The 22,031-nt window shown below is 69.7% G+C and carries 23 protein-coding genes and 1 pseudogene; 15 read left to right on the plus strand and 9 right to left on the minus strand.

From position 1 onward, the window contains the following. Positions 1-33 precede the first annotated feature (33 nt). Positions 34-2,151 carry a SpoIIE family protein phosphatase gene (locus FBY22_RS16400; RefSeq protein WP_142146314.1) on the minus strand — a complete coding sequence of 706 codons (2,118 nt, stop codon included), beginning with the start codon at positions 2,149-2,151 and terminating at the stop codon, positions 34-36. Between the two features lie 113 nt (positions 2,152-2,264). Between FBY22_RS16400 and FBY22_RS16405 the strand changes: the two are divergent. Further along, positions 2,265-2,449: pseudogene (locus tag FBY22_RS16405) on the plus strand (aminoglycoside adenylyltransferase domain-containing protein); the annotation flags it as partial. A gap of 72 nt (positions 2,450-2,521) precedes the next feature. Here the strand turns inward: FBY22_RS16405 and FBY22_RS16410 are convergent. Next, complete coding sequence (locus tag FBY22_RS16410) at positions 2,522-3,073, minus strand: ABATE domain-containing protein (protein ID WP_142146315.1); 552 nt, start codon at positions 3,071-3,073, stop codon at positions 2,522-2,524. 185 nt (positions 3,074-3,258) lie between these two features. Between FBY22_RS16410 and FBY22_RS16415 the strand changes: the two genes are divergently transcribed. Beyond that, positions 3,259-4,434 (plus strand): MFS transporter, encoded by a 1,176-nt coding sequence (locus tag FBY22_RS16415; RefSeq protein WP_260844872.1) that lies wholly within the window; start codon positions 3,259-3,261, stop codon positions 4,432-4,434. Positions 4,435-4,466: 32 nt separating this feature from the next. Here FBY22_RS16415 and FBY22_RS16420 read toward each other — a convergent pair whose 3' ends face one another. Both FBY22_RS16420 and FBY22_RS16425 read right to left on the minus strand, forming a co-directional pair. Further along, positions 4,467-5,063, minus strand: a complete 597-nt coding sequence (locus tag FBY22_RS16420; RefSeq protein WP_142146317.1) for an NADPH-dependent F420 reductase — start codon at positions 5,061-5,063, stop codon at positions 4,467-4,469. A 42-nt stretch (positions 5,064-5,105) separates the two neighbouring features. Further along, complete coding sequence (locus FBY22_RS16425; protein ID WP_142146319.1) at positions 5,106-5,924, minus strand: 3'(2'),5'-bisphosphate nucleotidase CysQ; 819 nt, start codon at positions 5,922-5,924, stop codon at positions 5,106-5,108. Between the two features lie 147 nt (positions 5,925-6,071). On the opposite strand from FBY22_RS16425, the gene FBY22_RS16430 reads away from it, so the two are divergent. Continuing rightward, positions 6,072-6,977, plus strand: a complete 906-nt coding sequence (locus FBY22_RS16430) for a LysR family transcriptional regulator (RefSeq protein ID WP_142146321.1) — start codon at positions 6,072-6,074, stop codon at positions 6,975-6,977. A 41-nt stretch (positions 6,978-7,018) separates the two neighbouring features. Here FBY22_RS16430 and FBY22_RS16435 read toward each other — a convergent pair whose 3' ends face one another. After that, complete coding sequence (locus FBY22_RS16435; protein ID WP_142146323.1) at positions 7,019-7,597, minus strand: TetR/AcrR family transcriptional regulator; 579 nt, start codon at positions 7,595-7,597, stop codon at positions 7,019-7,021. A gap of 87 nt (positions 7,598-7,684) precedes the next feature. Between FBY22_RS16435 and FBY22_RS16440 the strand changes: the two genes are divergently transcribed. From FBY22_RS16440 to FBY22_RS16475, 8 genes are all read left to right on the plus strand, one after another. Then, positions 7,685-8,566: an SDR family oxidoreductase gene (locus FBY22_RS16440; protein ID WP_142146325.1), complete on the plus strand. Its 882-nt coding sequence runs from the start codon at positions 7,685-7,687 to the stop codon at positions 8,564-8,566. Positions 8,567-8,871: 305 nt separating this feature from the next. Continuing rightward, positions 8,872-9,873 (plus strand): serine/threonine-protein kinase, encoded by a 1,002-nt coding sequence (locus tag FBY22_RS16445; protein ID WP_260844873.1) that lies wholly within the window; start codon positions 8,872-8,874, stop codon positions 9,871-9,873. Further along, complete coding sequence (locus FBY22_RS16450; protein WP_142146327.1) at positions 9,863-10,321, plus strand: hypothetical protein; 459 nt, start codon at positions 9,863-9,865, stop codon at positions 10,319-10,321. The genes FBY22_RS16445 and FBY22_RS16450 overlap by 11 nt, the downstream gene beginning before the upstream one ends. Continuing rightward, positions 10,318-11,577, plus strand: coding sequence for a hypothetical protein (locus tag FBY22_RS16455; RefSeq protein ID WP_142146329.1), 1,260 nt, complete (start codon positions 10,318-10,320; stop codon positions 11,575-11,577). Before FBY22_RS16450 ends, FBY22_RS16455 begins: the two co-directional genes overlap by 4 nt. Before the next feature lie 54 nt (positions 11,578-11,631). After that, positions 11,632-12,399 carry a VWA domain-containing protein gene (locus tag FBY22_RS16460; RefSeq protein ID WP_260844874.1) on the plus strand — a complete coding sequence of 256 codons (768 nt, stop codon included), beginning with the start codon at positions 11,632-11,634 and terminating at the stop codon, positions 12,397-12,399. An 11-nt stretch (positions 12,400-12,410) separates the two neighbouring features. Then, entirely contained in the window at positions 12,411-13,196 is a 786-nt protein-coding gene (locus tag FBY22_RS16465; RefSeq protein ID WP_142146331.1) for a PP2C family serine/threonine-protein phosphatase, read from the plus strand. Further along, positions 13,193-14,413 carry a protein kinase gene (locus FBY22_RS16470; protein WP_142146333.1) on the plus strand — a complete coding sequence of 407 codons (1,221 nt, stop codon included), beginning with the start codon at positions 13,193-13,195 and terminating at the stop codon, positions 14,411-14,413. The genes FBY22_RS16465 and FBY22_RS16470 overlap by 4 nt, the downstream gene beginning before the upstream one ends. A gap of 73 nt (positions 14,414-14,486) precedes the next feature. Further along, positions 14,487-15,374 (plus strand): arylamine N-acetyltransferase, encoded by an 888-nt coding sequence (locus FBY22_RS16475; RefSeq protein ID WP_222127765.1) that lies wholly within the window; start codon positions 14,487-14,489, stop codon positions 15,372-15,374. Positions 15,375-15,472: 98 nt separating this feature from the next. Here the strand turns inward: FBY22_RS16475 and FBY22_RS16480 are convergent, their stop codons facing one another. Continuing rightward, a complete protein-coding gene (locus FBY22_RS16480) occupies positions 15,473-15,700 on the minus strand; it encodes a helix-turn-helix transcriptional regulator (RefSeq protein WP_142146335.1) in 228 nt (75 codons plus the stop codon). Continuing rightward, the gene (locus FBY22_RS16485) at positions 15,700-16,191 is read right to left on the minus strand and encodes a DUF2975 domain-containing protein (RefSeq protein ID WP_142146337.1); all 492 of its coding nucleotides are present in this window, start codon (positions 16,189-16,191) and stop codon (positions 15,700-15,702) included. Before FBY22_RS16485 ends, FBY22_RS16480 begins: the two co-directional genes overlap by 1 nt. A gap of 124 nt (positions 16,192-16,315) precedes the next feature. Between FBY22_RS16485 and FBY22_RS16490 the strand changes: the two genes are divergently transcribed. Further along, on the plus strand, positions 16,316-17,539 hold the full coding sequence (locus tag FBY22_RS16490; protein ID WP_260844875.1) for an amidohydrolase family protein: 1,224 nt from the start codon (positions 16,316-16,318) through the stop codon (positions 17,537-17,539). A gap of 52 nt (positions 17,540-17,591) precedes the next feature. On the opposite strand, the gene FBY22_RS16495 is transcribed toward FBY22_RS16490, so the two are convergent. Next, positions 17,592-17,963 carry an STAS domain-containing protein gene (locus tag FBY22_RS16495; protein ID WP_260844876.1) on the minus strand — a complete coding sequence of 124 codons (372 nt, stop codon included), beginning with the start codon at positions 17,961-17,963 and terminating at the stop codon, positions 17,592-17,594. A gap of 110 nt (positions 17,964-18,073) precedes the next feature. Between FBY22_RS16495 and FBY22_RS16500 the strand changes: the two genes are divergently transcribed. Beyond that, positions 18,074-18,610 carry a GNAT family N-acetyltransferase gene (locus tag FBY22_RS16500; protein WP_142146339.1) on the plus strand — a complete coding sequence of 179 codons (537 nt, stop codon included), beginning with the start codon at positions 18,074-18,076 and terminating at the stop codon, positions 18,608-18,610. A gap of 96 nt (positions 18,611-18,706) precedes the next feature. On the opposite strand, the gene FBY22_RS16505 is transcribed toward FBY22_RS16500, so the two are convergent. Beyond that, positions 18,707-20,302: an oleate hydratase gene (locus FBY22_RS16505; RefSeq protein WP_142146341.1), complete on the minus strand. Its 1,596-nt coding sequence runs from the start codon at positions 20,300-20,302 to the stop codon at positions 18,707-18,709. A gap of 370 nt (positions 20,303-20,672) precedes the next feature. Here FBY22_RS16505 and FBY22_RS16510 point away from each other — a divergent pair, with 370 nt between their 5' ends. Together FBY22_RS16510 and FBY22_RS16515 are read left to right on the plus strand one after the other, a co-directional pair. Further along, positions 20,673-21,077 (plus strand): DUF1003 domain-containing protein, encoded by a 405-nt coding sequence (locus FBY22_RS16510; RefSeq protein ID WP_142146343.1) that lies wholly within the window; start codon positions 20,673-20,675, stop codon positions 21,075-21,077. Positions 21,078-21,429: 352 nt separating this feature from the next. Continuing rightward, complete coding sequence (locus tag FBY22_RS16515) at positions 21,430-22,002, plus strand: PASTA domain-containing protein (protein WP_160159880.1); 573 nt, start codon at positions 21,430-21,432, stop codon at positions 22,000-22,002. Positions 22,003-22,031 lie beyond the last annotated feature (29 nt).

Below are 22,031 nucleotides of genomic sequence, written 5' to 3' on the forward strand. Positions count from 1 at the left end.
CATGAAGTTGACGCGTCCGGGCGATCGCAGGTCTCAGGTCCCGGTGAGATGGGCGAGCAGGAGCGCGGAGTCGTCATGGGGCCGAAGCGGAGTGAGGCAAGCGGTGGCGACCTCGTGGAGGGCGTGAGCGCCGACCTTGGGGTCCGTGGCCACCAGCAGGTGGCGCAGTTGCTCGCGGGCGTGATCGGGGTCGGTGTGGGGGATGTCGGTGAATCCGTCGGTGTACAGCAGGAGCTTGCTGCCGGTCGGGAGGCTGAGGCTGGTGGTGGGGTAGGGGGTGCCGGCGAAGGCGCCGAGGGGGAGTCCGGTCGGGAAGTGCGGAACGGGCGTGTCGCCGGGGGTGTGGATGAGCGGGGCCGGGTGGGCCGCTGTGGCGCAGTCGAGCCGGCCGGTCTCCGGGTCCAGGGCGATGAGACAGCAGGTCGCCAGCAGCGCGTGGTCGGGGTCGGCGTCGTTCTCCGCTGTGAGCAGGTCGTTGGTGAGGGCCAGAACGGTGGCGGGGTCGGGGTTGAGGGCGGCGTAGGCGCGCAGGGTGGTGCGCAGCCGGCCCATGAGAGCGGCGGCTTCGGTGTGATGGCCTTCGACGTCGCCGATGGTCAGGGCGATCCGTCCGTCGGGCAGGGGGAAGGCGTCGTACCAGTCGCCCCCGGCGTGGGCCTTGGGGGCGGCGGGACGGTACGAGGCGGTCAGCAGCAGTCCGGGGCGCTCGGGCAGACGGGCGGGCAGCAGGCTGCGCTGCAGACTGACCGCGCGTTCGTGTTCGGCGTCGTAGGTGCGGCAGCGCTCCAGAGCACGCCCGAGCAGCGCCGCGCCGGCGATGAGCAGCGGCTGGTCGGAGAGCTGGAAGGCGTGGGCGCGGGTGAAGGAGAACATGCAGACCGCCGGTGTGGTGCGGTCGGCCAGGGGGAGTGGGATGGCCGCCCAGGCGTGACGTCTGAGTCGGGGCAGGGTGGCGGCGTAGTGGGGGTAGGCGGACACCAGGTCGCGGTGGGACGGGGCGAAGACGGCCTGCTGGTCACGCAGGGCGTCGGTGAGCGGCGTGCGAGCCGAAAGCGACAGGCCATCGAGCACGGCGCGGTGCTCGCGGTCGTAGCCGGCCGCTGTCACGACACGGGTACGGCCGTCGTGGGCCTCGACGATGACCAGGGCGTCGGCACCGAAGACGGCGAGGGCCTCGCAGGCCGCGGCCGCCAGCTCGCGGGTTCCGCTCGCACTGGCGGCGCTGGCCGCGAGGGAGATCATGCGGTCGGCACGTCGTAGCTGCTCCCGCAGAAGCGCTTCCCGCTCGCCGATCCGCTGCGCCTCGGTGGTGACGTCGGTGACCTCCCCCGAGATGTCTCGGACCTGGTTGTCCTCAGTCCGGCTGCTGGTGCAGTGCGCGCGCAAGTGGCGCATGCCGCCGCTGTCCAGGGTGAGGCGGTAGGAAACCTCGAAGGTGCCGGGCCGCTCACGCAGCTCGCCCAGGATCTCCTCGATCCGCGGCAGGTCCTGCGCGGGGATACGGCACAGGATGTCGGCGAGCGGGTAGCGCCCGCGACCGGGCAGGGCGTGCTGCTGGGCGAAGACCTCGTCGCACTCCACCCGCTCGTCGGCCAGATCGAGGCGGAAGACGCCGGCCGACCGCGGCCTCAGCCGTGGGGCGGGTTCCGAGGTGCGTCCGGTTCGCTCCACGCCGGGCAGATAACGGTCCAGCAGGCTCACGGCCCCGCGCAGGAAATCCTGCTCCACCGAGTGGAAGGCGCTGACACCGGGCCTCAGCGCCACAGCGACGCCCTGCCTCTTGGCCAGTGGCAGCACCATCCAGGCCGCGGCCCCGGCTTTCGCCGACAACGGGTAAGGGCCCGTCGTCCCGCAGCCCACGTCCTCCTGGCCGAGGGCCGCCTGCCCCACGGGCCACGCGTCCCCCGTGGACAAGGGCTGCAACGGCGGCTGCCAGCGGCCGCCCAGACCGGCCATCCCGCAGGGAAACAGGTGCGTGCCGTCAGCCTGGAAGAGCATCACGGCCCAGCCCACGAGCCCCATCCACGCGGACGCCCGCACCAGGGCCTCGGTCATACCCTGCAGCTCGGCCGCCATCGCCAATGACTGCTCCAGCTGGCCCAGGCCGGGCGGCGCCTGCCTCGATCCCTCTCCATCTGCCGCATCGACCACGGCCACCCTCACTCGCCCTCGCGCCGAACTGTAGAACGACCATATATCGGAATTTTCACCCGTTGGGGCCAGAGTGCAAAGTTGACCATTAAATGAAACCCCGCCCGGCGTAGATCCTTCACCCGGTTCCGCAGGCCGATCTGGTCCGGGCGAGCCTTGCCGGTATCCCCAATCCGCTCGGTGACCTGGACAGCGATACCCGCAACGTCCTGCTGACCCTGGCTCGCATCTGACGACGGTCGCCACCGGTCAGATCAAGTCGAAGGACGCCGCCGCGGAGTGGGCCCTCGCGCGTCTGGCATGAGGTGCCCGACCCGGCGCCCGACCGAACGACCCAGTCCTTGGTTTGCACTGCCGGGCGGGCTTGAGGTCAGGTGGGCGTCTCGTCGTGGGTGCGGCGGCGGTAGGCGGCGGCGTTCATTCTGCTGCCGCAGCCTCGTTTGGAGCACCAGCGTCGGGTGGCTGCTTGGGAGCGGTCGACGAAGAGGCGGGTGCAGGGTTCACCGGCACAGAGGCGGATGAGCCGGTGGTCGGGTCCGCCGAGCAGATCGCTCGCGCTCGCCGCGAGGGTGGCCAACACCTGTTGGACCCCGCCGCGCCGTTCCACCCGGCCCAGGGCTTGGAGCGTGAGGCTGACGGGAGGGTGTGCCGTGGCCTGCCGGATGCGGGCGACGTCCTCGGGCTCGGACGGCTGTCGTTCGGCGGCTGCCAGGGCCAGCCGGTAGATCGACTCGCGCAGCGCCCGCGCCTCGGCCAGTTCCTCCTGGGCCACCGCCTCCAGTTGGTCGACCACCCCGGCCTCGACAGTCCACCGGGCGAAGTCTGTTGGCTCGGCCAGCAGTTCTTTGCGGCGCGTCGTGCGCCACGCCATCGTGGCGGCGAAATCGAGGGCCAAGTGATCACTGACGAAAGTGAAGCTCACTCCCCGATTATGAGCATCGCCCAGGCCGGGCACACATGTCGTCATACCTTCAGGGTATGACGTCAAGGGGCGAGGTGCCCGAGCAATAGAGCTCCGGTCTGGAGGCGTCAGTGCGTACGCAGACTTCCGTGAAACCGCGAAAGCCTTCAGGCCTGCACAAGTGGACGCTCATCCGTTACTTACAGGTGGCGCTGCTGGTCCGGCTCGCCTCCGAAGGGGCTCGTGTCGCCCTGGTGTTGCTCGCCGTGGACCGTACCGGCAGCACCAGCTTCGGTGGCGCTCTCATCGCGGCTCTCCTGGTGCCCAGTGTCATCGCCGCCCCGCTGGCCGGCGCCCTCGCCGACCGGATTCGGCGACGTCGGTTGTTCTACGGCGGCTGCCTGGTCTTCCACGGGACGGGACTGGCCACCGTGGCGATGTTGGCCGGGCGGGCCTCCGCCCCCACCGTTCTGGCCGTGGCTGGCGCGGCGGGCTGCTGCACCCCCGTGCTGACGGGTGGGTTGACCAGCCTGCTGAGCGACCTGCTGCCGCCCACGGCGCTGAGCCGTGCTTTCAGCCTGGACGCCGTCTCCTACAACCTGGCCGGGATCGCCGGGCCGACCCTTGCCTCCGCCCTCGCGACCTTGTACGGGCCTGCCCGCGCCCTCGTAGCGCTGGGTGTGGGCGCGGTGGCCGGCGGGCTGCTCGTCTTCGCCTTGCCATTGCAACCCCGGGCTGCCGGCACCCACGCCCTGCGCCCCGCAGACCTCGGCGCCGCAGTCGTCCTGCTGTTCCGCAACCCCCCGCTACGCTCGCTCACATGGTCCAGCGCAGTGGGCCAACTCGGCGTCGGCGCCCTGCCCGTGGCCTGTGTGCTGCTCGCCGCCCGTTACCAGGCGCCCTGGGCCGCAGGCGGCCTGATGACCGCCATGGCACTCGGCTCGCTGGCCGGTTCGCTGATATACGCCTGGCGACCGTGGGGCACCCGACGCCCCGAATGGACCGTCATCGTCATGCTGCTCGCGACCGGGGCGACGCTGCTCACCGTGCCCTGGGCGGACAACGCCGCCACCGCAGCCGGCGGCTTCGTGTTGAGCGGGTGCTGCACCGGGCCGCTGTTCGCCGCGCTCCTGACCGGGCGCGACCGTTACGTGCCCCCGACCGCACGCACTCAGGTGTTCACGCTGGGAGCAAGCATCAAGAGCGCCTTCGCCGCGGGAGGGGCCGCACTCGCGGGCGCGTGGCAGTCCTCCGGGTCGGGAAGTCTCGTCGTCGCGGTGGCCGGCTGTCAGGTCGCCGCGGCCGCACTCGGCGTGCTCTTGCTGAAGAAGCGCCAGACCGAAGCGGATTGCCCGGACCCGGAGAGGATCCTGCGGCACTGACCCCTTCTCCAGCGGGGCGTACGGAACGAGTATCAGCGCGCGACCGAGATGGCGAAGGGCGAGAATCCGCTGGACCGGATCACGTGCGGTACGAACAGGACCGCGGCCTCCGTGGCGCGGGCGGTCCGGATCCCGCCGAGGTCGGTGATCCATTCCTCTCGCCAGCCAACGTCGGTGAGGAGTTGGCGAACGGTCTGCTTGGCCTGCGGGTCCTCACCGGAGAGGAAGGCGTCGGGAGCCCGGGTGAGCGCGGTAGGCGCGGTCATGACCGTGAACAGCATGGTGTTGAGCGTCTTGACGACGCGCGTTTGGGGGAGTGCTTCCTGAAGTTGCTCGGCCAGGCTCGAGCCGGGGTAGAGCAGGTCGGCGGGCAGGCCGTCCGGGTCGTCGACGGTGGCGTTGGAGACGTCGACGAGGATCTTGCCGCGCAGTTCCTCGCGCAGGGCGACCAGCCGCTCCAGCGAGCCTGCGCCCGGCATGGCGTTGATGACGACCTGGGCGGTCCGGGCAGCGTTGGCGGCGGCGCCCGGCGTGCGGTCCGCCGTGGTCACCTCATGCCCTGCGCGGGTGAGTGCGGTGGCCAGATTGCTGCCGACACGGCCGTTTCCGAGAATGGCGATGACTGTCATGGATGATCCGGTCCTTCCCTCTGTACGAGCTGTGGTGTGCGGTCAGCGTGAGAGCGTGGTGACCGCTTCGGTGTGGACACCGGGCGCGGCGGCCAGGAAGCTCTCGCTATGCGGGGTCCACGGGCGGCCCTCGGCGTCGGAGATCCGTCCGCCGGCCTCGGTGACGAGCAGCGCTCCGGGCAGGAGGTCCGCGCGGGCGCCGGCGAACTGCCAGAAGGCGTCGATCCGGCCGGCGGCGACGTTCACCAGGTGCAGGGTCGCGGGCACGGCGGTGCGGACGACCAGCGCGTCGGCGAGCATCGCGGTGATCGAGGAGCCGACACGTCGTACGACGTTCTCGTTCTCGTCCGGCCGGGCCTGGCTGGTGGCCACGATGCTCAGGTTGAGGTCTGCGGTCGCGGAGACGTGCAGCGAACGGCCGTCGAGGTGGGCACCGGCGCCCGCGAGCGCCGTGTAGGTCTCTCCGGTCAACGGCAGGTGAACCACGGTGAGCACCGGCTGGTTCACGCGTACGAGGGTGGCGGTGACCGCCCATTCCGGCAGGGCGTGCAGGTGGTTGACGTTGCCCTCGGCCGGGTCGACGACCCACCATTCGCCGGGCGGCAGCGCTCCGCCGTCCAGTTCGTCCTCCACCCAGCCGGCGTCCGGGCGCAGCCGCGTGAGGCTGGGGCGCAGGATGTCGAGGGCCGTGTCGTCGTTCGCGGCGAGGGCGCGCATCAGCTCTTCCCGGGTCCGGTACCGGACCACCTGGCCGAAGCGTTCGCGCAGTGCCGAACCGGCCGCGCGCACGGCGACGGCGGTTTGCTCGAGCAGGTCGGCGTAGGAGGTGGCGGCGTCGGCGGCTGACAGGGTTTCGGACATGGAGGTGCTCCCGTGCGAGGAAGGGCGAGGAGGGGTGATGCGGAGCGAGGAGACGCGCTGTGCGTTGCGTCTTGCGCTCTGATCTCGACGGTATAGAGGCCGGGCATTGACTTCAAATGCATGTCAGGCACGCATAGAGTTACTCGCATGCAATTGGATTTGAACCTGCTCACCGCGCTCGACGCGCTCCTGGAGGAGGGAAGCGTGGCCGGGGCGGCCGCGCGCCTGCATGTCACCGCTCCCGCGATGAGCCGGAGTCTGGGCCGGATCCGACGCACGACCGGGGATCAGATCCTGGTGCGCACCGGTCGCACGATGACTCCGACGCCGTACGCGAGCGCCGTCCGGGAGCAGGTGCACGAGCTGCTGCACCAGGTCCAGGGAGTGCTGGCTCCGAGCCGTGAACTCGATCTGGCGACGTTGGAGCGCACTTTCACCCTGCGCTGGCACGATTCCCTGGTCGCCTTGAGCGGCCCCGCCCTGCTCGCTGCCGTGCGCGAACAGGCACCGGGCGTGCGACTTCGCTTCGTCGCGGAATCGAGCATCGACACGCCCGAGTTGCGGCGCGGCGAGGTCGACCTGGAGGCGAACGCCAACCGACCCAGTGCCCCGGACGTCCGTGCCGAGATGGTGGGGGAGAGCCGCATCGTCGTCGTCGTGAGGCACGGACACCCCCTCACCCGCGTCAAGACCGTCACCGCGAAGCGGTACGCCGCCGCGGAGCACGTGACCGTCTCGCGACGAGGGAACCTCAGCAACGCCCTCGACGACGCTCTCGCACAGCTCGGCCTCACCCGCCGCGTCGTGGCGACCGCGCCCACGGAAGCCGCCGCGTTTCAGTTCGCGCGTGGCTCGGACCTTCTGGTCAGCGTCCCCGAGGTCACCACGCGGACCGCGGTCGCGGACATGGGCCTGGAGGCTCTTCCCCTCCCTCTCGAACTGCCGTCGGCACCGGTGTACCTGTCATGGCATCAGCGCTACGACACCGACCACGCCCATGCCTGGCTGCGCGGGCTGGCGCGAACCGCGCTGGCCATGGGCGGAGCGTCGTAGCCGGTTGCTTCGGCCGCTCATCCGGTACGGGACACCTCGCTTCAGCCCAGTGACGCGCTCGCCGCGCGCAGTTCGGCCAGGGCCGCCAGGGTGTACCCGGCGAGCTCGTCCTTGCCGTCACGGTCGCCCTCGGACCATTGGGCGTATCCCCGCTTGAAGGCGAGGAGGCCCAGCTCGCCCGCCAGTGCCGCGGTCGCGCCGGGTACGCCGCGGGCGACCAGAGCGTTCGTCATCGCGGCCGCGAGGCTGACGCTCTTGAGGGCGTCGCGCTCTTGGAGTTCGGCGCTGGCGGCGACGGCCGCCTTGAGGCGCGGCGCGAGTTCGCGGCTCATGGGGCCCATCGCGCTTGATGCGCGCTCCAGGCCGGCGGCGACCGCCTCGAGGGGGCTGGCGTCGGCGGGCGCGTCGGCGATCCCCTCGGTCAGCAGTCGGCTCAGCGTCTCCTGTCCGGCCACGAGCAGCTCGCGCTTGTCGGGGAAGTGCCGGAAGAAGGTGCTCTTGGTGACCCCTGCGCGCTCGGCGATCTGCGCGACCGTCGTGGCGTCGTACCCCTGCTCGGTGAACAGGTCGACGGCGGCCACGACGAGGCGTTCACGTGCGCCTGGTTCCCATCTGCCCATGGTCACCATCCTATGTGATGGGACTCTTGTCCCGTCACCGCGGTAGGGTGATGGGACAAGAGTCCCATCACTTTGGGGAGTTTTCCCATGCGCGTGTTTCTCACCGGCGGCACCGGTCTGATCGGTTCCGCTGTCGTCGCCGAACTGCTCGACAACGGCCACACGGTCCTCGCCCTCGCTCGCTCCGAAGCATCCGCGCAGGCCGTGGAGGCGGCCGGTGCCGAGCCCCTTCGGGGTGCCCTGGCGGATCTGGACACTCTCCGCGCCGGTGCCGCGCGGGCCGACGGGGTGATCCATCTCGCGTTCAACCATGACTTCAGCAGCTCCGACGTCATCGCGAAGTCGGTCGCGGAGGAGAGTGCGGCCCTCGCGGCCATCGGCGAGGAACTCGTCGGCAGTGACCGCCCGTTCGTCACCTGTTCGGGTACGCCCTACGTGCCCGGCCGCGCCTCCACCGAGGCCGACCCGCTCATGACCGAGGGGCCGGTCGGTGGTCGGGGCCGTACGGTCACGGCGGTGCTGAGCCTGTCCGAGCGCGGGGTCCGCAGCAGTGCCGTACGTTTGCCGCGCACGGTCCACGACCAGGGGTCCGGTGGATTCGCCGGGCTGTTGACCGACATCGCCCGCCGGACGGGCGTGTCCGGTTACCCGGGTGACGGCGCACAGCGCTGGCCGGCCGTGCACGCGCTCGACGCGGCCGTTCTCTTCCGGCTCGCCCTGGAACAGGCGGAAGCGGGTACCTCCTGGCATGCCGTGGCCGATGAGGGGGACAAGGTGCGCGACATCGCCACGGTCATCGGTCGGCGGCTGGGCCTGCCGGTGGAGTCGGTACCGGCGGAGACCTTCGGCCCCCTCGGCCAGATCTTCGCGAACGACCAGCCCTCGTCCAGTGCGTACACCCGGCAGACGCTCGGCTGGGAGCCCAAGCACCCCGGCCTGCTGGAGGACCTGGGGAACATCCAGCCCTGACCGGCGACCGGGACGGTTCGGGCAGGCCGCGCCGAAGCGGTCCCGACCTTCCGCCCCGTGCATGAATCTCATAGCTGAGTGACGATGCCGAGCAGCCGCTGCTCGGCATCTCGCGTAGGGCATGCCGGCTGAGCGAGTTGCCGCTCGCCTTTTCTTTTCTTCCGCATAACCGGGCGCACAACCGGTCGCCGCCAGTACGCTAAACGGGCATTCGCCAGGAATTTCCTAGCGAATCCGCACCTGTTGACCCATGTCCGCACGGAAAAGATCAGGTGTGACCGCTCTCGGGGGGAATCGAACGCGCGGTGGAACAAAATCGCATGCCTATGCGAATAGGCCCTTATCAGGTTTTGGATTTTCTGGGGCAGGGCGGCATGGGGGCCGTCTATCTCACCCGTAGCCGGGGCGGACGGTCGCTGGCCGTCAAGGTCATTCGCGCCGACCTGGCCGCGAACCGGGACTTCCGTCGGCGTTTCGCGCGGGAGGTGGCCGCGGCGAGGAAGGTGAGCGGGGCGTACACGGCGCCCGTGGTGGACGCCGACACGGAGTGCGTCGAACCGTGGCTGGCCACGATGTTCGTACCGGGTCGCTCCCTGTGGGAGACGATCCGGGCCGAGGGTGCCCTCGATGGCGAGCGGGCACGGGAACTCGGAGCCGGTCTTGCGGAGGCGCTGATCGACATTCACGCTGCCGGGATCATCCACCGCGATCTCAAGCCGCACAACGTCCTGATGGGAGCGGACGGCCCACGGGTGATCGACTTCGGTATCGCACACGTGGCGGATCTTCCACCGCTGACCGATCCCGGCGCATTGCTGGGCACTCCGCAATTCATGTCGCCGGAACAGATCAAGGGAAACAGACTGACGTTCGCCAGTGACGTGTTCTCCTTCGGTCTGGTTCTCGCTTATACGGCGATCGGAGGCAGCCCATTCGGCCCGGGAAGCAATGCACAACTGCTCCTGCGCACCCTGCACGAGGATCCCGACCTCACCGCGCTTCCCGGCGGCCTGCGCCAGTTGGTCGCCGCCTGCCTTGCCCGGCGACCCGAGCAACGGCCGTCGCCGAGCGACCTGCTCGACACACTCGCGGCCGTGACCGCCCCTGACCCACAGATGGTGCGGCCCGCCCCTCTGCCGCCGGTGCCGACCGTGTGGGTGCCGGAAGCAGGGCCGGGCGGTACGGACTTCGCGCACAGCGCTCACGCCGCGCCGGGCAGTACGGACTTCGCCCGCAACGCGCACGCCGTGCTGGACGACGGACTGACCGACGCCCTGGTGATCGAGGCGGCCCGGCATGACGGCTGACCACGAAGCGCACCCGGCGCACGTCCTTCTGCACACGGATTGGAGCCGACTGGTGAAGCAGTGGGCCACCACGGCAGGCCTGCCGGTCCATGACGAAGACACCCATGTCTCACTCGATGTGACGCGCCGTCAGGCAGCGGCCGACGACCTGCACGTCCACCTCACGACCTCCAGCCGCTTCCTGGTCGCCTTCATCACCAACGGCCGGACGCTCGGGCCGGGCGAACTGGCCCGGGCGGCCGCGGCCGCCAACGCCTGGAACATCGAACAGCTGATGCCGACCCTGTCGGTCTGGAACGTGCGCGGCAAGCAGCCCCACCTGGCCGGCGTCTGCACCCTGCCGCTGCTGTGCCGGATGAGCCAAAACGACTTCGACGGCACCGCATCCGGCTGGGTCGACCAGGCCACGACCATGTTCGCCCGCTGCCGCGAGGTCTTCCGACTGTGATCCACGAACCGACCCGACCACGCCGTGCGCACCGGCCCGAGACAGGTCGCCGGGCCGCCCTCGCCCGGACCCTGGTGGGCATCGCCCTGCTGGGCTCGGTGCTGACGTTGGTAGCCGCCTTGCCGGCCGGCGCCGAACGACCCGAGCCGCCCCCTCCCGCCACGTCGGTCCCGGCGACACAGGACGACACCACGCACTTCACGGCAGGGCACTGCCCCACGACCGACTTCGGCGCTGCCGTGCGCTGTTGGGGAGATGACGCGTCCGGCGACCACATGGCCGTCGTCACCGTCACGGCGCCCCAGGAGTTCCACCAGGACGCCGGTTCGCGGTCCATGGCCGAGGCCGTGCGGCGCCTGCGCGGCAAGCTGACCGTGATCGTCCCGGACGGAGTGCGCACCGGCTCCGGAGGCACCCTCCTGCTCGCCCTCGCCGCCTACCGGGTCGTCGGACCGCACACCCTGATCAGTCCGCTGACGGAACGCGACGGACAACAGCTGGCGGACCAGGGCGGTTGTCCGCAGAACGGCTTCTGCGATGTCGTACGGACACACCAGCGCAGCGGCGACGAGCTCGTGCGGCGCGGGCTCGCCCAGGACACCCGTACGTCGTTGTTCACCGCCGGTCCCGGGATGGCGGGCGCGACGGCGGACGCCGGTGGCGGCACCGAGTCCGGGGTATCCGGTGACGTCGCCTTCCTGCTCGTCGTCCTGGCCGTTCTGCTGTGCCTGGTGACCGCGCTGGGCCTGCTGGTCGGCCGTACCCGCAGGCCCCGCCGACCGTCCGCGCCCGCAATGGCCGCCGCCGGATCCGCCGCGGCGGCCACGGGCTCCGCCGACGGGTCCGTCGGAGGTGCGCCGAGGCGGTCCGGGGACAGTCCGGACCGCCGGGACCGGGCCGACCACCGCGGGCACCGCGCCGGGTCACGACCGTCGACGGTCCCGGTCGCCGCCATGACCGCGGATCCGGGCCGGCAGCACGGTGAGGAGAGCACCGTCCCGCCGGCGCGGGTCCGCGAGCCCGCGGCCCGGCAGCGGTCGACGGGCGGCCGTGGCCGCGGGGAGGGTCTGCTGTCGGCCACCGTGCGTACCGTGCTCGGGCCGCAGGGCTATGTGGCCATCAACGGCCTGCTGTACCGGGCGCGTTGGGGCGGAGCCGGAGAGCCACCGGAACCAGGCCGGCCGGTGGAGGTCCGCCGGGAGAGCACCGGCGAGCTGACGGTGCTCGGCGACGACGAGATCTCACGGTTCGGCTGACCCGGACTCGGCACGACAGCAACTGCGACAACTGCGACAGCGATCCACAGGGGTATGCCCATGCACGACGACGCCTCGCGAAGCGTTCCTCTCTACTACAACGACATCCTGCCCGAGGGCAATGCCCAGAGGCAGCCTCTGGTGCTGTGCCTGGACACCTCCTCGTCCATGGCGGACGAACCCATCACGATGCTCAACCGGGCGTTGCAGGACTGGGTTCGGGAACTCCGGGCGGACATCAACCTCACCAACAGCGTTGAGGTCGCCCTCGTCACGTTCGGCGGCCGGCGCGTGTGCACCTGGAAGGGCACCACGATGCTGGCCGACACCGCGGACCCGGACGCCTTCGTCGCGGCGCACGCGTTCGGCGCACCGCATCTGCAGGCCAGCGGCGTGACGTTGATGACGGATGCGCTGCGCACCGCCGTTCACCTGGTCGCGGCCCGCAAGGCGGCGCTGCGGGCCGCGGGCCACCTCTACTACCGTCCGCAGATCTGCCTGATCACCGACGGACAGCCCACCGACACCGAGGGCCGCCTGAGCGACGACTGGCGGCAGATCGTGCCGATGCTCACCGACCAGCAGGAGAAGAAGAAGTTCCGGCTGTTCGCCATCGGCGTCGGAGGCATTTCCCCGCACGGCGAGCAGGTGTTGCGTGCCATCGCGCCCAGGTACTACGCCCGTCTGCAGGGATTCCCTTTCCGGCAGGTGCTCCAGATGCTGTCCGCCAGCGCCGGCACCCAGGACAAGGGGGACGGTGAGGAGGTCTACCAGAAGATCTTCGCCCGGTTCACCACACAACGGTCGGCGTGGAACACATGAGCGCGGCGAACATGAGCACCAGGACGACACACTGGCGGCTGCACGGAACCAGCGTGACCGGTCACCGGCACCGCCGCGACAACGCGGCCTGCCAGGACGCCTTCCAGTACCGCGGCACCGGCCCGGACACCTTCCTGCTCGCCGTCGCCGACGGAGCGGGCAGCCGCCCACACTCCCGCGAGGGCGCGCAGACGGCCGTGGAACTCGCGGACCTGCACTTCCTGCCCTCCTCCGGGCTGCCCGACGACCCGCGGGACGTGGAGGAATTCCTGCGGTCCCGGTTCACCGTGCTGCGCGCCGAGTTCCTGCGCCGGACCCGACCGCGTCCGGAGGACTTCGCCACCACCTTGACCGTCGTCATCCACACGCCGCGCTGGCTCGGCTATCTGAGCGTGGGCGACGGCTTCGCCGTACTGCGCGCCGGAACCCGCGAGGGGGAGCCGCTGTTCCACCTGCTGCCCCAGCCCGCACCGGTGAGCGAGTACAGCAACGAGGCGTTCTTCGTCACCTCGGACGATGTGTCGCGGCGGCTGGAGACCGCCTGCGTCCTGGACGAGGAGGTGACGGGAATCCTGCTGTCGACCGACGGACTGACCCAGGCCGCCGTGGAGTTCCCGGGCAACCACCGCAAGCGCGCCAAGCACGACTTCGTGTCCCGGGTGCTCGGCGCGATGGAGCGAACGGACATCGGTGCCGAGCAGGAGGAGGCTGAACTGACCAGGCTGCTGGAGTCCCGACGGCTGGCCGCCGACAACGCCGACGACAAGACCCTGGTCAGGGCGGTCCGAGGCCGATGAGCGAGGTCTTCGTCGACGGTGAGCGCACCCCGCTGGAGCAGGAGCCACTGGCCTCGGGCGGACAGGCGACGGTCTACGCGATCAGCGGACAGCCGCAGCGCGTGGTGAAGATCTACCACGACCCTCCCGGCGAGGATCAGCGCCGACGGCTGAGCAGCATGATCCGGATGCGCCCACTGGCCGACCGCGCCACCGACGGCAGCCAGGCCCCGGAACTCGCCTGGCCCACCGCCCTGGCCAAGGGCACCGACGGCACGACCGTCGGCTACGTCATGCGGCGGTTCGCCCAGCCGGACCATGTGCCACTGGCGGCTCTGTTCGACCAGCGGACCCGGGCCTCCTTGTTCCGGCCCGAGCTGAACTGGGGTTTCCTGCTGGGAGTCTCCTGGAATCTGGCGTACTTGACGGTCCGTCTGCACAGCGAGGACATCGTGGTGGGCGACTTCTCCGCCCGCAACATCGTGGTGGACCAGGGCGGATTCGTGACCTTCCTGGACTGTGACTCGATGTCCTTCGACGATCCGGGCGGGGGCCCGCGCTTCCGCTCCCAGATGCACACGCCCGCCTACAGCGCGCCCGAGCGCCAGGAGGGTGCGCCGGCCTCCCAGGCGAGCGACAGTTTCGCCCTGGCGATCTGTGTCTTCCAGCTGCTGACCGGCGGCACCCATCCGTTCGGCGGCTACCCCAAGGATCTGGGCTCGGTCAGCATCTCCATCGGCAGCCGCATCGCCGAGGGCACCTCGTACGTGACCCAGCCGCAGCGGGTCATCATGCCCCGGGGGACGGTCACACCGGAGATCCTGCCGCCCGCGCTCCGCGCCCTGGCCGAGCGCACCTTCGCAAGCTCGCCCTCCGATCCCACGCTCCGACCCACACCCGCCGAGTGGTTCGAGGCACTGGAGACGACACGGAACGAGACGGCGTCCTGCGCCGTCCGCACCCAGCACACCTACGCCGCCCACCTGGGCGCCTGCCCTTGGTGCGCTCGCGTGGCCCGCCAGGAAGCCGACCTGTTCGAGTCGGTGCCGGTCGCCTCGGTGCCCGCACGGACGCCGGCCACGAGTCCGAAGACGACCGTCACCGCGGACAGTGCGGCGGGCGCGGTTCCGCTCCCGCAGCCCCCCGATCCGCCACAGCCGAGCTCGTGGGGCGCCGTACCCGTGGCCGTGCTGATCGCCCTCTTCGTGATCGCCGTCCTCCTCCTCGGTTTGCACTGAGGGGGCGGACGCCGGACCGGCCGGACGGCTGACCGAAATTCTCATTTTCAGTGGGCTACGTCACAATAGGTTCATGTTCGAGGCGACAGCTCGAATGAACCCGGACATCCAGCGAGCGTATCTGGCCCGCCTCGGCGTCGAGGCGGCGCCACCATCGGTACCTGCGCTGCGTCTGTTGGTACGGCGCCATGCCGAGCGGGTGCCGTACGAGACTCTGTGGATCACGGCAGGCGAAGCCTGGAACATCGATCCGTACGAGGCGGCAGCGCGCATCGCCCTCCACGGTCGTGGCGGCTACTGCTATCACATGAACGGAGCGCTGGGCTTGCTGCTCGGTTCGCTCGGATACGCGGTACGGGGCCATGTCGGGGGAGTGCACGGCCCGGACGCTCCTCAGGCCTCCGTGATGGGCAACCACCTGGTTCTGACGGTGGAGGGGTTGCCGAGCGAGACGAATCCCGGTGGTGTCTGGTACGTCGACAACGGCTTGGGAGATGCTCTGCACGATCCGCTGCCGTTGGTCGCCGGAAGGCACGATCAGCCGCCGTTCGTGCTCGGTCTGGAGCAGGTCGCTGAGCGGTCGGAGTGGCATCTGACCCATGACCCGGGTGGCGGATTCACCGGAATGACCTGGACCACGGCTGAGGCACGTCTGGCCGACTTCGAGGCGCAGCATCAGTTCTTGTCGACCTCGCCGCTGTCCCCGTTCGTCCAGGTGCCGATGGCCGAACGGCGCGACGCGACCGGGGCTGACGTGATCCGCGGGCTGGTGCTGAGCCGGATCGGCGACGGCGCACGCACCGATGCGCCCGTCACCAGCCGCGCGGAATGGTTCGATCTGCTCGCCGATCTGTTCGGCCTGCGCTTGTACGCCCTGCCGGCTGAGACGCGCGAGCAACTCTGGACGAACGTTCTCGCGGCGCACCGTCGCTGGCAGGAGGCGCAGAGCTCGCAGAGCTGAGTTCCGGCGCAGGGCTTGCGTAGCTGAGTTCCGGCGCAGATCTCGCAGAGGTGAGTTCCGGCGCTGAATGCGCGCGCTGCGGCAGCCGCCGGGCCGCGTCATTCGCTTTCGCATTGAGCGGCCTCCGGCTCCCAGCGCAGGAGGTCCCCCGGCTGGCATTCGAGCACTTCGCACAGTGCGGCGAGCGTGGCGAAGCGCACGGCCTTGGCGCGGCCGTTCTTGAGTACCGCCAGGTTGGCGGGGGTGATTCCCACGCGGTTGGCGAGCTCGCCCACGGACATCTTCCGCTTGGCCAGCATGACGTCGATGTCGACGGCGATCGGCATCAGATGACCTCGTCCAGCTCGGCCTGCAGCTGCGACGCCTCGAGGTCGCGGGCTACGGCCTGGGCGAGCAGCATCCGCAGCACGAGCACGATGAGCGCGACCCCCAGAATGGCCACGCCGACGCCGGCCATGATGACGGTGACGCCCGGGTCGTCCCGCTGACCCGGTGCATTGACGATCGTGACCGCGAACCACAGGCACGCGGCCGTCACGATCGCGCCGATCACACGATCCACGTACCGGAAGGCATCGTGGGAGAAGACGGTGCCGCGGCGCACCATCGTCACCAGCCGCCATACGCTGCTCAGGGCGACTTGGGCCGCCACCATGCCCAGGGCGGTGATCACGCGCAGTGCGGTCAGTGGCAGCGTCCCGTCTTCCTTGTCGTTGCCGCCGACCAGCATCCACACCATCCCGGCCTGCACGAACACCGTGCCGGCGAGAACCACCACGAGCACGGCGCGCAATGCACGCACTGCCAGCTTTCCCATGACCCACCCTCCATCGACTTACGATGTGAATCTATCGATATTCGATAGGTGTGGCAAGTGTGGGTCGCCGTAGCGTCTCGTGCCCGTGGATACGCTGAGAGTCACGAGCACCGGCAGGAGTGCGATGCAGATGCAGGTGGCAGGCCAGGTGATCCGGGCTCCGCGAGCCTTCGACGGGACACGTGCGCTTCACGACGGCATCAGCGTGTTCGTGCAGGACGGGAAGATCGCCGGTGTGGAGCCCGTGGATGCCCCGGTCCCCGAGAACTGGCAACTGATGGACTACCCCCAAGGGACGCTGCTGCCCGGACTCATCGACATGCACTGCCACCTCGGCGCCGACAGTCACGACGGCGGACTGCAGCGGATGGACACCGACAGCGAGGAGCGGCTTGAGGAGGTCATCGACGACTCCCTACGGCGCCAACTCGCCGCCGGCGTCACCACAGTGTGCGATCTCGGTGACCGTAACTGGTCCGTCGTGCGCCGCCGCGATATGGCGCGCGGGATCGGCACGGCGGACCGGATGTCGCCGACGATCGTGGCGGCCGGTCCGCCGATCACCACGCCGGACGGTCACTGTGCCTTCATGGGGGGCGCCGTTGAGGGGCCGCAGCACCTGCGCGCGGCGGTACGCGCACGCGTCGAGCGGGGCGTCGACGTCGTCAAGGTGATGGGCAGCGGCGGACTGAACACACCTGGCACCGATGTGTCGAGCTGCCAGTTCACCTTGGAGGAGCTCCGGCTCATCGTCGATGACGCACACACCGCCGGTCTGCCGGTTACCGTGCACGCGCATGCCCTCGCCGCCGTCGAGCAGGCCCTGGATGCCGGGGCCGACGGCATCGAACACTGCACCTGCCTGACCGCCGACGGCGTCCGGATCACGGACGCGCTGCTGGAGCGTCTCGCCCGGCAGGGCACCACGGTCTGCCCGACGCTCGGGGTGACCGCGCGGGGAGTCCCACCGCCGCCCGTGAAAGCGACGATGGAGCGCTTCGGCATCACTGTCGAGGAGCGGCAGCAGGCGTCGGCCCGAATGCACCGTGCAGGGGTCCGCCTGGTGTCCGGTGCTGACAGCGGCATCAACGCCGGGAAGCCGCATGGCATCCTCTTCGCCGCCATCGCCGGTCTGGCTGCGGGAGGAGTCCCGGCGGACGCGGCGCTCGCCACCGCGACGTCGCTCGCGGCGGACGCGTGCGGAATCGCCGCCCGCAAGGGCCGGCTCCGGCGGGGGCTGGACGCCGATCTGCTGGTGGTACGTGGTGACCCACTGGAGGACATGGCCGCGCTGGCCGAACCCCTGGCCGTGCTGATCTCGGGAGTTCAGGCGCGGGGTGCCGCCTAGAACATGAGAGCCGGTGCCCCGCAGGAACGCCTGTCAGGTCTGCCTTCGCAGGTCAATCGACGGCGTCTTCGACGGTGGGCCGCAGGTCGAGCAGGGTGTCGGCGCCGGTGATCTCCAGCACGCGCAGCAGTTGAGGGGGCGGTGCGGCCACGCGCAGGTCGGTCTGCCGGTGGGTGGTCAGCAGCAGGTTGAGGAAGGTCGAGTCGGCGAAGGTGAGGCCGGAGGCGTCGACGACCACCCGGGCGTGTTGTGCGGCTGCGGTCTCCAGGGCGTTTGCGAGTGGGTCGATCGAGTCCAGGTCGTAGGCGCCGTGGGCGACGACGATCCACGCTCCGCCGCGTTCGTACTGGGTCACCCCGCTCTGCGGTGGAGCATGCCCGTTGAGCTGCTGAGACATCGTCTTGTCGTCGTCGGCGGTTGCCATAGTGCAAGTATGCCCATCCAGGGTCACGCATGGGTTACGGCTTCCGCGCGGGGTTGGATCGGCTGTTCCGATCCTTGGCCGGCCTACGGAGGAAAGATCATCATGTTGGCATGTCTGAGAACCAGCCCTCTGCGCCACCGACCGTGATGCGGCTCCCCAGTTACACCAAGACCGAGCAGGAGGAAATCCTCGGCAACGGCGATGATCCCTTCGGTGTCGCCGAGGCCGGTCTCGCGTGGCTGCCCAAAGAAGAACACTTCGGCGTCACACTCGGTGACCGACTCGTGGCACACGCCGGCCTGCTACGGCTGCCCCTGGCGATCGGGGACACGAAGACAGAGGTGGTAGGCGTGGGAGGAGTAGCCGTCGCACCTCAGGAGCGTGGCCGAGGGATGGCTCGCCTCGTGGTCGCAGCGGCACTCCACCATGCTCGGACGATGGGCCCTCAGCACGCGCTCTTGTTCTGCCGGCCTTCCCTCGTGCCGCTGTACCAGCGCCTCGGATGGCACCCACTCGACCAGGAAGTCCTGGTCGAACAACCGGAATCGCGCGTGGTCACCATGCCGCTGCGGACCATGGTGACGCCGCTGCGCGACAACGTGGCCTGGCCCTCCGGGCCGGTACGTCTGTTCTCCCTGCCGATGTGACGTGCGCCGCGGCGGACGTGGTGATCGGTGGCCGGTGACCGGAGGCTACGAAGAGCTGTTGCCCCGCGCCCTCCGGTCCGCCGTTCGGCGCGTTGCTCAGGCCAGGGCGGCCTTGAGAACAGTGAGTGCCGTCTTGGGGTCGGCGAGGGCGTGGTAGATGCCGGGGATCTCGTGGTCGTCGAGGCCGAGGAGGCTGTAGACGGCGTGCATGGCGCCGCGCACGGAGTACTCGACGGTGAAGACCACATCCTCCGGGATCTCCGTGAACTGGCCCAGGAAGGCGAAGTTCGTGGAGCCCTGGGGGACGACCAGCGGCCGGTCGTGGACGGTACGCGGGGCGAACTGGCTGGTGATGTAGGGCATCATCACCGGTATCACGGTCGTGGTCGCCGCGACCTGTTCCTCGATGTCGGACAGCCCGAGGTGGCCGAGGAGTTCGGTGAGAATCTCCCGACCGGTGGCCTCGGCCATCGTCTTGCCGGTGAAGTCGCCCTCGCGGTCGACGAACAGGCCGTATCCCCACAGGGTGTAGACGTCCTCCGGCTGCCCGTCGAAGTGCGGGGCGTGCGGCACCACGACGGACATCAGCCAGTTGGAGTCCTTGAACGTCATCAACGCGCCGGTGCCCGGGAGGTTGCCGGACAGTTCCTCGATGCGGTGCAGCAGCAAGGGGCTGCGCATGGTGAGGGTGAAGGACTCCCACTTCGCCTCGTCGACGTTGCCGTTGAAGGCGCCCGGCCGCCCGAAGTCATCCGCCTTGGCGGCGATCGTCTCCCACAGTCGCCAGCTCCCGTCCCGCTTGCCGCGAACCAGCTCCGGTGCCGTGGCGTCGTCGCCGTAGGCGGCGTCGGCGGTCATCGAGCCGAGTGTGATGAACGCGTAGTCCCCGTCGGTGAGTTCGTAGGCGTCCGGCTGTCCGGCGCGGTCGAGGTGCAGGCGTCGTACGCGACGAGTGCCGTCGTCCTCGGTGGTGAAGTCCACGTCGGTGACCCGTACTCCGTGCTCGAAGAGCACGCCACGGGCTTCAAGCCAGGCCCGCACCGGGCAGATGATGGAGTCGTACTGGTTGAGCCGGGTGCGGCGTACGCCGGACAGCGTGTGCATGCGCGGGAACTCCTGCATGAAGCGCAGGAAGTAGCGCTTGAGCTCGATGGCGCTGTGCCAGTTCTGGAAGGCGAAGGTGGTGCGCCACAACGCCCAGAAGTTGCTCTCGAAGAAGTGCGGCGAGAAGAAGTCCTCGATCCGGCGGGCCCCGATCACCGCCTCGGGCAGCACGAGCAGCCGGGTCAGCTCGAGCCGGTCGCGTGCGTCGAGTCCGTAGTCCGCGGCATCCAGGATCGTGGTGCCCTTGCCGATCAGGCGGGCCTTGGCGTCGGTGGGCCACTTGGCGTTGAACTCCTGGATCTCATCGCGTACGGAGACCGTGTCGTCGGTGAGGGTCGGGATGCTCTCGAGCAGGTTCCACAGGCAGACGTACGCCTCTTCCTCCAGCATCCGTCCGCCACGGGAGACGTAGCCGGCGGGCTGGTCGCCGCTGCCGTCCATGGAGCCGCCGACGACCGGGAGTTCTTCCAGGATGTGGATGTGCTCTCCGGGGAAGCCGCCGTCGCGGATCAGGAAGGCTGCGGCGGCGAGGGTGGCGATGCCGCCTCCGACGAGGTAGGCGTGGGACTGCTGCGGAGCGTCGGTCATGACGTCCCTCCGTTCTGGCCCCGTGTGTCACGGGCGGCCGATCCGTTCTCAATTCCGTGCGCCGCCTGTCCCCGGATGGCGGGCCCTGGGGGCGTGCGGATGGCGCCGACGCGGTCAGTCCGAGCGTGGCGCCCGTAGTGTCCAGTCAACGTGGTGGCTGATCGTGCGGGCAGGGCCGGATGTCCCTGCCCGTGTGCCGAGGGGCCCAGGCCGGAGTGCCGTACAGCGACGTCGGCGCCTGGCACAGCGAGGCTGCAGTGCCATGCCGACCGCCGACGTCGCCTGATCTAGGCTGCGGAAGATCGGCGGTCCCCTGTCCTGCCCTCGCTGGGCTGCAGGAGGGCCCACCCGCTATATGAGAGGCGCAGTTATGGGTGTGCAGCACGGTACGGACCGGCATCACCCGGCGGTGGTGGCGCATCGCAAGCACCGTGCGGAGGACGTTCAGCTGCGGATCGCCGACGGCATCACCCGGTTCGCGGGCTCGATGCCCTTCGTCTACGTGCACGCGGTCGTCTTCGCCGTCTGGATGCTGTTCTTCGAAGCCAGTCCCTGGCCGACGCTGACCCTGGTGGTGTCGCTGGAGGCGATCTTCCTGTCCACCTTCGTCATGATCGGCCAGAACCGGCAGGCGGCCTTCCAGCAGCTGAAGGCCGACCACGATTTCGTCGAGCAGGAACTGGAGCTCAAGACCAACACCGATCTCACGCGCGCGATCCACGCCATGACCCAGGAACTCCACCGCCGCCTGATCGAAGACGACGCCGAACAGTAGGGGCTCCGCACGTCGCTGCTTCGGCGCGCTGCCGCCTGGCCGACGGTGGGCGGTCCAGCCGGCGGCGCAGCGGACAAGTTGGTCTTGGGCGCGGGCCGGGCCACTGGCCAGGGTCGAATACACCGGCCGTTCCGCTGAGCGGACCGGTGGGCGACAGCCGGCCGGTGGTGCACCACGCTTGCCGTCGGTCGCTGACGACGGTGGGTCGTTCGGCTCAAGCGCGCAACCAACAGGGGGAGTTATGAGACAAGCATCGAGTCCTGCACCTCGCCGCCTACTCACCAGGGCGGCGGCAGGACTGCGGAGGCGGACGGCCAGGGTCGCCCGCTCGCCCAAAGCGGTGGTGCTGGTCGTGGCAGCGCTGGTGGCCACGGCCTTCGCCGCGACACCCGCCTACGCGGACGATCCTGGACTGAACTGCGCCGCAACAGCGACCGCCACCATCTCGGTGACGCCCAATCCCGTGCTCTACGGCCACAACGCTCTGGTGCAGTGGAGCGCGGACTGTGTGAGCAACACGGCGGAGGACGTGCTCGTGATCAGTGGGCCGGGCTTCAACCCCTCGACCACCGTCTTCCCGGTCGGCGGGGGATCGCAACCGGTGTTCATCGCCCAGACCGGAACCGTCGGCTGGAACATCACGGTCGTCGACACGTCGTCGGACACCGGATTCAGCCGAGACCTGGCGTCCGTCTCGGCCTCGGTGGTCGGCGTGACGACCGTGCCCGATGTGCTGCATGACACGCCGGCGCAGGCCGGCCAGGCGCTTTCGGGGGCTGGATACGTCCTCGGCAGCGTCGTCGATTGCGACAACCTCAACCGGGTCAGTTCGCAGAGTCCCCGTGCGGGCACCGTACTGCCTGCGGGATCCTCGGTCTCCGCAAAGATCGGCAAGAAGCCCGCTCCGCCCGCTCAGTGCGAGTGAACCTTCCGATCCACCTGCGTCATGTCTGC

This window comes from Streptomyces sp. SLBN-31 (genome assembly GCF_006715395.1).
Classification (GTDB): Bacteria; Actinomycetota; Actinomycetes; order Streptomycetales; family Streptomycetaceae; genus Streptomyces.